At 33.7% G+C, this 7,906-nt stretch carries 7 protein-coding genes; 3 read left to right on the top strand and 4 right to left on the bottom strand.

What is annotated here, in order from left to right:
- From HOG71_01185 to HOG71_01175, 3 genes are all read left to right on the top strand, one after another.
- Positions 1 to 278 (top strand): phosphate starvation-inducible protein PhoH (locus HOG71_01185; protein MBT5989443.1); only part of this gene is annotated, 278 nt, incomplete at its 5' end.
- Positions 279 to 329: 51 nt separating this feature from the next.
- Positions 330 to 1,283 (top strand): phosphoribosylaminoimidazolesuccinocarboxamide synthase, encoded by a 954-nt coding sequence (locus HOG71_01180; GenBank protein MBT5989442.1) that lies wholly within the window; start codon positions 330 to 332, stop codon positions 1,281 to 1,283.
- A 48-nt stretch (positions 1,284 to 1,331) separates the two neighbouring features.
- Positions 1,332 to 2,918: a serine protease gene (locus HOG71_01175; GenBank protein ID MBT5989441.1), complete on the top strand. Its 1,587-nt coding sequence runs from the start codon at positions 1,332 to 1,334 to the stop codon at positions 2,916 to 2,918.
- 3 nt (positions 2,919 to 2,921) lie between these two features.
- Here the strand turns inward: HOG71_01175 and HOG71_01170 are convergent, their stop codons facing one another.
- The 4 genes from HOG71_01170 to HOG71_01155 form a co-directional block, all read right to left on the bottom strand.
- Positions 2,922 to 3,683 (bottom strand): response regulator transcription factor, encoded by a 762-nt coding sequence (locus HOG71_01170; GenBank protein ID MBT5989440.1) that lies wholly within the window; start codon positions 3,681 to 3,683, stop codon positions 2,922 to 2,924.
- Positions 3,684 to 3,698: 15 nt separating this feature from the next.
- Complete coding sequence (locus tag HOG71_01165) at positions 3,699 to 6,893, bottom strand: histidine kinase (protein MBT5989439.1); 3,195 nt, start codon at positions 6,891 to 6,893, stop codon at positions 3,699 to 3,701.
- Positions 6,894 to 7,131: 238 nt separating this feature from the next.
- Positions 7,132 to 7,431, bottom strand: coding sequence for a thioredoxin (trxA, locus tag HOG71_01160; protein MBT5989438.1), 300 nt, complete (start codon positions 7,429 to 7,431; stop codon positions 7,132 to 7,134).
- A 327-nt stretch (positions 7,432 to 7,758) separates the two neighbouring features.
- On the bottom strand, positions 7,759 to 7,906 hold a 148-nt coding region (locus HOG71_01155; protein ID MBT5989437.1), incomplete at its 5' end, for a hypothetical protein.

Below are 7,906 nucleotides of genomic sequence, written 5' to 3'. Positions count from 1 at the left end.
TAGATGAAGCCCAAAACTGTTCTGATTTGCAATTGAAAATGTTTTTAACCCGTATGGGGCCTTCTGCAAAATTTGTTGTGAATGGCGATTTGACACAAATCGATTTACCATCTTCCCAAAAATCAGGGTTATTAAAAGCCACACAAATACTTAAGAATATTAAGGGGATTGAAGTATTGGAATTTAACGTTCAGGATGTTACACGACATAAAATAGTAAAAGATATAATTCGTGCATATTCAAAAAAGCATCCTCAGGAAAAGCAGAATATTGATTAGTTTTGCCCAAATAATTATACTAAAATATTTGAAAAATAAGAAGTAAATATTATGAAATACGAAGCATTCAATGAAACGAATTTTAAATTCAAAGGTCAGTCGGGATTTATGAAAGGTAAAGTAAGAGATGTGTATGAAGTTGGAGAAGACAAAATATTGTTTGTTGTTTCCGATCGCATTTCTGCATTCGATCATGTTTTGCCCCGCCCCATTCCCTATAAAGGTGAAATTCTAAATTTGATTGCTGCAAAAGCACTTAAATTAACTGAAGATATTGTTCCCAATTGGTTAGAAGAAGTTCCTGATCCGGCTGTTTCTTTAGGAAAAAGATGCAAACCTTTTCCAGTCGAAATGGTTATTCGAGGATATTTAGTTGGTCATGCCTGGCGGGAATATAAGTCTGGTAAAAGAAGCATCTGTGGTATTCCTTTAGCTGAAGGATTAGTGGAAAATCAAAAGTTTTCAAAACCCATTCTAACCCCAACCAGCAAAGCAGTAGATGGACATGATGAAGACCTATCGAGAGATGAAATTTTAGAAAGTGGTCTTGTTTCAGAAAAGCACTATAAGCAACTTGAAGAAATCACCCATAAATTATTTGAAAGAGGTAGCGAAATTGCTGACAAACAGGGATTGATTTTAGTGGATACAAAGTATGAATTTGGTCTCTATTATGACGAAGTTTATCTTATTGATGAAGTACATACACCTGATTCGTCACGCTACTTTTATGCAAAGGGCTACGAAGAAAACTTTGCCAAAGGGATGAAGCAAAAGCAGCTTTCGAAAGAATTCATTCGTGAGTGGTTGATGGAACAAGGATTTCAGGGCAGGGAAGGTGATGTGATGCCTGATATTAATGACGATGTGGTTGAAATGGTAATGAACCGTTATATTGAATTGTATGAAAAAGTAACCGCTGAAAAATTCAATTTCTCAGATCGGACAAATGTGATCAGTCGTATTGAGAATAACGTAAACCAAGCAATCGAGAAATATTTATAATATTTTAGCGCATTTCCGGTTAATATATCATAATCATTAAATCAAATGATGAAGAAGTTCCTAATTGTAATAATTGGATTGATTTGTACATTTCAAGTGCATGCGCAATCAGATGCCGTAGATGATGAATTTGCAGATATGGTTGCATCAAAACGAGATGCAGTTGTATTGATTAAGGCATTTGGACAAGCCGGACATTTAATGGCTACAGGAACCGGCTTTTTTATTCAAAGTGAGGGTATTGTCATTACGTCATTTCCAATTATTAAAACAGCAAGTGCAGTATTGGTTGCTACACAAGATGGCCACTTATACGATTTATTAGAAGTCATTAAAGTTTATGAAAAAACGGGTCTTGTAGAATTCAGGGTTAAAAATCCTGACAATGTTGTCTTTCCTGTGTTAAAGCTTTCAAATTCAATATTATATGAAGGAGATGAAGCCTTTGTTTTGGGAATTAATGATAAAAATATAGCTGTAGTTTCGGAAGGAATAGTATCTATTGCCCGAATGTTTGAAGGAGTTGGTCCCGGTTTACTACTAATGATTCCTTTGGCAGAATTACACGATGGCGCTCCCTTATTAAATATGAAGGGCGAATTGATTGGAATTATATCTTTTGATTTGGTTGAAAAATTTGATAAAAACATTGCTGTCAGTATTTTGGCATTAGAGCACGCAAGTGTTGAAAAAGAAAAGGTAAAAGAAGCGAATGCCAGACAAAATGAACTAACCAAAAAATCGGACAAAAAGGATAGCAAAGAAAAAATTCAGGACATACTGGGCCAAGGTTACGATAGCCTTGTGATAATGGAAAAACGATTGTATACATTAGGAGATACTATTCTTGATGGTTGGAATGAGTTTTCAAGAATGGACGCCTTAACGGATTTTATACCACAATTTGTAACGGCATTAAAAACTCCTGGATCATTTAATTATCCCTTCGACTCTTTTTCCTTCATGTATGTTTTGAAATCACCTGATAAAAAATTCAGGGTTTTTAGTTGGACATTACGTTTTGACGATGGGAGTTATCGTTATTATGGAGCTATTCACATGGACAAAGAAGGTGCTGCTCAGTTAATTCCATTGTATGATTACTCAAAGCAAATATTGTTTAATGAGGTTGAAGATAGTTTGCATGGACCCGAAAGTTGGTTTGGTGCTTTGTACTACGACATTATGAAACTAAAACACAAAGGTCAAGTCTATTACATTCTTTTGGGATGGGATGGTAATAATAGTTTTAGTTCTAAAAAGATTATAGAAGTATTCAGATTTAATGAAGATGGTCAACTAATATTAGGTGCACCAATTTTTGAGGTAGACGGGGAGATAAAGTACAGGCGGGTTTTTGAATTCAATAATCAATACAGTATGATGATGAAGCTGATTCCCAAAAGCAAAATGATTGTATTTGATTATTTGGTTCCCCCTCAGGAAAGAGATTTAGGAAAACAATGGTTATATATTCCTGCTGATACGTATAACTATTATGCTTTCAAAAAAGGAATTTTGACTTTCAACGAAGATTTCTTCAGTCATGTGAATTCTGAAAAGGCCAAAAAATTAATCGATAATAGCAATCATAAAGGAGATCGACTTAATATTAATGGTGCTTCAACGAAGTAAGTTTTAATTAAGCGATTTAGCAAATATTTTCAAGCGAACAAGAAAATCTTTAACACGACTGGCAGAAACATCTGCATGTGTGCCATCGAAAAATACCACATAGCCACCACGTCCCTTCACGTATTTTTTCACATATTTTAAATTCACCAAATGCTTGGAATGAATACGGAAAAAATCTTTATCGGCTAATAATTTTTCATAATTACTTAGGGTTTTCGAAACCACAATTTTTTTATCGGTTTTGAGAATAAAAATGGTGTAATTATTATCTGATTCGCATCGAATAATATCTTCTATATCAATGATGTTAAGCCCTTCCATGGTTGGAAGAATAATTTTATTTTGTTGAGATGCAAGCGAATCTTTTATTTTGAGGAGTTTATCATCAAATTCAGACTCATCTGTCACCTTTGTAAAGCGAGCTACTGCATCCTGCAAATCGTTGAAATTAATAGGCTTCAACAAATAGTGTAAGGCTGCATATTCAAAGGCACGTAAAGCATATTGGTCGTAGGCAGTGGTGAAAATGACTTGAAATAATTTATGACTAACGTTTTCCAATACTTCAAAACCGTCACCATCAGGCATTGCTATATCAAGAAAAACCAATTCAGGTTTCAGCTCATCTATAATTTTGATACTATCTGCAACATTTTGGGCAGTACCAATTATTTCCACTTCAGGACAATATTTGTCCAATAACAACTGAAGGGTAGAAAGACTGTTTTTTTCATCGTCAACGAGAATTGCTTTGATTGTTTCCATGTGTTCTTTTTTATGCTACGAATTAATCGTATCAAAGTGAATAAATAGTTTAACTTCGGTTCCTGCTGCTTCTCCATTTTTATGATATAAATCAAGCACCTCGACTTTCATATTTGTTTTATTTAAGCTGTTCAATAGTTCCAGGCGCTCCTCTATATTTTTCATGCCGGTTGATTTATGAAATCTTCGTTTACTGCTTATTACTAAAGCTTTTTCGCGTCCAATCCCATCATCTTTAATGCTCACAAGCATGGTTTTTTTGTCGAATAAAGATAAATCAATGTTCAATGTTCCACCGGTTTTTTTAGGCATTAAACCATGCCATATTGCATTTTCTAAGTAGGGCTGCATAAGCATGGGGGGAATCTGAATTTTTGTTGGGAGGATGTTTTTATCTACATTAATGTGATAGGAAAAATGCTCAGTAAATCTTAATTCTTCCAACTCAAGATACAATCGGATACTTTCAATTTCTTCACTCAGTTTAATGCTATCGTGCTTTGAATTTTCTAAAATTTTCCGCATCAAGGAAGAAAAATTAGTTAAATAAATATGTGCAGTTTCGCTGTCTTGTTGTAGAATGAATTGTTGGATTGAATTAAGCGAGTTGAATATAAAATGAGGATTCATTTGCAGGCGTAATGCTTTTTGCTGTATGTCAGAGAATTTTTTCTGATACTGCAACATCTCATTCTCGGTTTTGTGTTTTTCCTGAATTCGCCTTAATCGCATCGAAATCATTTTGTAAATTATAAATCCTAAAATTAAGAGGATAGGAATCCGAATAGTCCATTTTTGCCACCACAGTGGTTCTACAATGACGGTTACACTTATTGGATTTTCGTTCCAAACACCATCGCTATTTGAGCCCTTAACCTGAAATACATAGGTGCCGGGTACCACTTTTGTATACTCGGCAATTCTACGGTCTGCATCGGTTTTAATCCAGGCTTTATTGTAATTCTTTAAACGATATGAATATTTGTTCTTTTGTGGATTGCTAAACTCAAGTGCAGAAAACTCAAAGGAAAAAAAGTTTTGATGATAGGTGAGAACGATGGTATCACCATCATTTAGTTCAACTGCTTGCTTTTCGTGAAAAATACTGAATGATGAAATGATGACAGGTGGGATATTATTATTTTTCTTAATATTATCAGGTTTAAACCGATTAATTCCATTCATGCCTCCAAAATACATCACTCCTTTTGAGTTCATAAAAGCTGCATTATGATTGAATTCATAACTCTGAATACCGTCATCAATATCGAAGTTCACGAATGTTTCGGTTATTTTATGAAAACGACTAATTCCACGGTTCGTACTTAACCACAAATTGTTAAATTGGTCTTCAAACATTCGATAAACAATATTGTTTGGTAAGCCTTCATCTTCTGTGAAATATTTAAACGATCCGTTTTTTCGATCGTATTTATTTAATCCACCTCCCATGGTAGCTATCCAAATAATACCATCTTTGTCTTCATGGATGGAGAAAACACTCTTCGTACTTAGTCCTGTTTTTGAAGCATTATATTTAATAGCTGTAAAATTATCCTGCTTAGGGTTGTAAATATTCAATCCGTCATAGGTGCAGAACCAAATCATCCCATAACTATCTTCATATATTGAGAAAATAGTATTGTTACTCAAACTTTTTGAATCTAGCGGATCATGGAAATACCGCTTAAACTTCCCACTGATTGGGTCAAGTTTATTTAATCCATAATTTGTTCCTACCCAAATTGTTCCCTCCCGATCGATGAAAACCTTCCAAACATGATTTGAACTAATGCTTGTTTCATCTTTAGGATCGTGCATAAAGCAGCTAAAAGAATTGGCTTTTACATTATAGTAATTTAAACCACCTGAAAGAGTTGAAATCCAAAAATTACCATTTGAGTCCTTAACAATGTCGCGGATCAAATTATCAGATAATGAATTCGGATCTGCAGGATTATTTTGAATGTAGCTGAAAGTATTTGTTTTAAGATCTAATAAGTTGATGCCATTACTTGTCCCAATCCACAAAACATCCTCTTCTTCATCTTCAAACATTGTCCAAACAGTTCCCTCATTAAGTCCGTTAGGATTACTGGGAGAATAGGTAATGTGTTCAAACTGATTTGCATGTGGATTCACTTTTGCCAGACCTCTCCATGATGTTCCAACCCAAATAATGCCGGATCGATCCTCATAAATAGAATTGATGAATTCTTTGCTGAATTCTTTTAATTTTTGATCATTTCGGCTAACAAATTTGTTTTTTATGGGATCAAAAATATTCAGACCATTACCTTGGGTACCAACCCATATATTTCCATTTCTATCCTCTAACAAATAGGAAATTGAATTCCCTGATAGCGCATTTAAATCGATAGTATTAGATGTGTAATGAGTGAAGTTCTTCTCTTTGGTGGCGAATTTATAAAGCCCAATCTCAGTACCAAACCAGTAATTTCCTTTTTTGTCCTGTATTATACAATTTACAGGAATCCCTTTTAATGGATTAATGTTTTTAGCGTCATATAATGCTGTAAACTTGCCATTTTTTTGATCTAAAATTGAAATTCCATTATTGGTAGCTACCCAAACTAAATTGTGTTGATCAATGAATACCTGATTGATATAATTGCCTGCAATAGAGTTTGGATTGCTAGGGTCGTTATAATAACTGGCTATTTTTTTTTCATCTTCATAATATACATTGAGTCCATAATTTGTCCCTATCCAAATATTATGAATTTTGTCTTCAACTATAGTACGAATAGTATCGTTTGATAATGTAAATTCAGGATGAGTTGAAGAATAATGCGTGAACTTTTGAGGTCCTTTGTCAAGTATATTTAGGCCACCATCTGTACCTATCCACAGCTGATTTCGTTCATCTTCAAAAAGTGTATTGATAGTTTGATGGCTTATTCCTTTTTCACTATTTTTTAGGTTGGGTTTGTAAATAGTAAATTTATAGCCATCGTATTTATTTAGGCCATCCCATGTACCAAACCATAAATTACCCATATGATCTTGCAAAATACAATTGACATTATTTTGAGATAATCCAGGTTGAAGCTTGTAGTTTTCCGAGCTTAACCAAACAATAGGGGTATAATCTGCTTTTTGAGCAGAGGTTTGAAGTGTACCAGAAATATGAAAAAATAAGCACAAGGAAGTCAATAAAATGAAATGACGTTTGAATTTTATCCTCATACCGATCATGAATAACTATTATAATTTCAAATTAATTTCTATCATTAAAATCTACAATCAATGTAGTATAACTAGTGTGATACAAACACCTACGAATGTAAAAATTTAAACTGAAATTCCTTTCGCCCCATCCAATTAATTTGACAGAAGCATTATAAAGTTACAATATATTATTCAGCGAAATAAACGATTTTATGCTATTTTGTGATTTAGCTTAGTAAATGAGTAGAATCTACTATTAAATGTGTTTGTTGATATAATTGACTAATGTGTTCTTATCTGTAAGACCAACAATTCTTTCAACAACTTCACCATCCTTAAATAAAAGCATAGTCGGAATGTTCATAACCTGATAGCGTTGTGGTACAGCTCTGTTATGGTCGATGTCTAATTTACCAACTTTCACTTGTTCTTTCATTTCGCTGGCTATTTGTTCAACAATAGGAGCTTGCATGCGACAAGGGCGACACCATTCGGCCCAGAAATCAACCAATGTTACACCACTTTTAACTGTTTCATCAAAGTTTTTATCAGTCATGGTATAAATGGCATCGTGCGCTGAAGTAGTGCTTTCGCTTACTTCGGGGCTTGTTGTTGATGCTACTGTATATTGTGTAGTTTGATTGCGCATATATTCTTTTGCAGCTTCTCTTTTGTCAGTATTGTTATTACAGGATGTTGATATAAAACCTATAATGATTGTCAATGCGAATGTGTAGATGATCCTAGCTTTCATGTTTAATGTTTTTATGATAAATTTACGTATTTAAGTATATAGATGTTTGACAAATGATGTGCCATTGTTGCATTGCTATACAGCAAGAAAATTATTCATGTTTTCTGTCAATATGACTTTATAAATGAATTAAGGTTTTATTGGAGGATCCTGATAAAACTTATCTTCTTTAGTCATAGCCTTATGAGCACGGTATTTTTTTCGGCTGTCTACAACAAATACGCTTTCAGGATATTCCAAAATAATTCTTTCATATAAAATAATGGCATTCTCAATG

The organism is Bacteroidota bacterium (assembly GCA_018698135.1).
Classification (GTDB): Bacteria; Bacteroidota; Bacteroidia; order CAILMK01; family JAAYUY01; genus JABINZ01.
This window is presented reverse-complemented; position numbering and strand designations above follow the sequence as displayed.

What these genes read in the sequence shown, in the direction of transcription:
- HOG71_01180 (MBT5989442.1), top strand. Translation starts at nt 330, where the DNA reads ATGAAATACGAAGCATTCAATGAAACGAATTTTAAATTCAAAGGTCAG.
- HOG71_01175 (MBT5989441.1), top strand. Translation starts at nt 1,332, where the DNA reads ATGAAGAAGTTCCTAATTGTAATAATTGGATTGATTTGTACATTTCAA.
- HOG71_01170 (MBT5989440.1), bottom strand. Translation starts at nt 3,683, where the DNA reads ATGGAAACAATCAAAGCAATTCTCGTTGACGATGAAAAAAACAGTCTT.
- HOG71_01165 (MBT5989439.1), bottom strand. Translation starts at nt 6,893, where the DNA reads ATGAGGATAAAATTCAAACGTCATTTCATTTTATTGACTTCCTTGTGC.
- trxA (MBT5989438.1), bottom strand. Translation starts at nt 7,431, where the DNA reads ATGACTGATAAAAACTTTGATGAAACAGTTAAAAGTGGTGTAACATTG.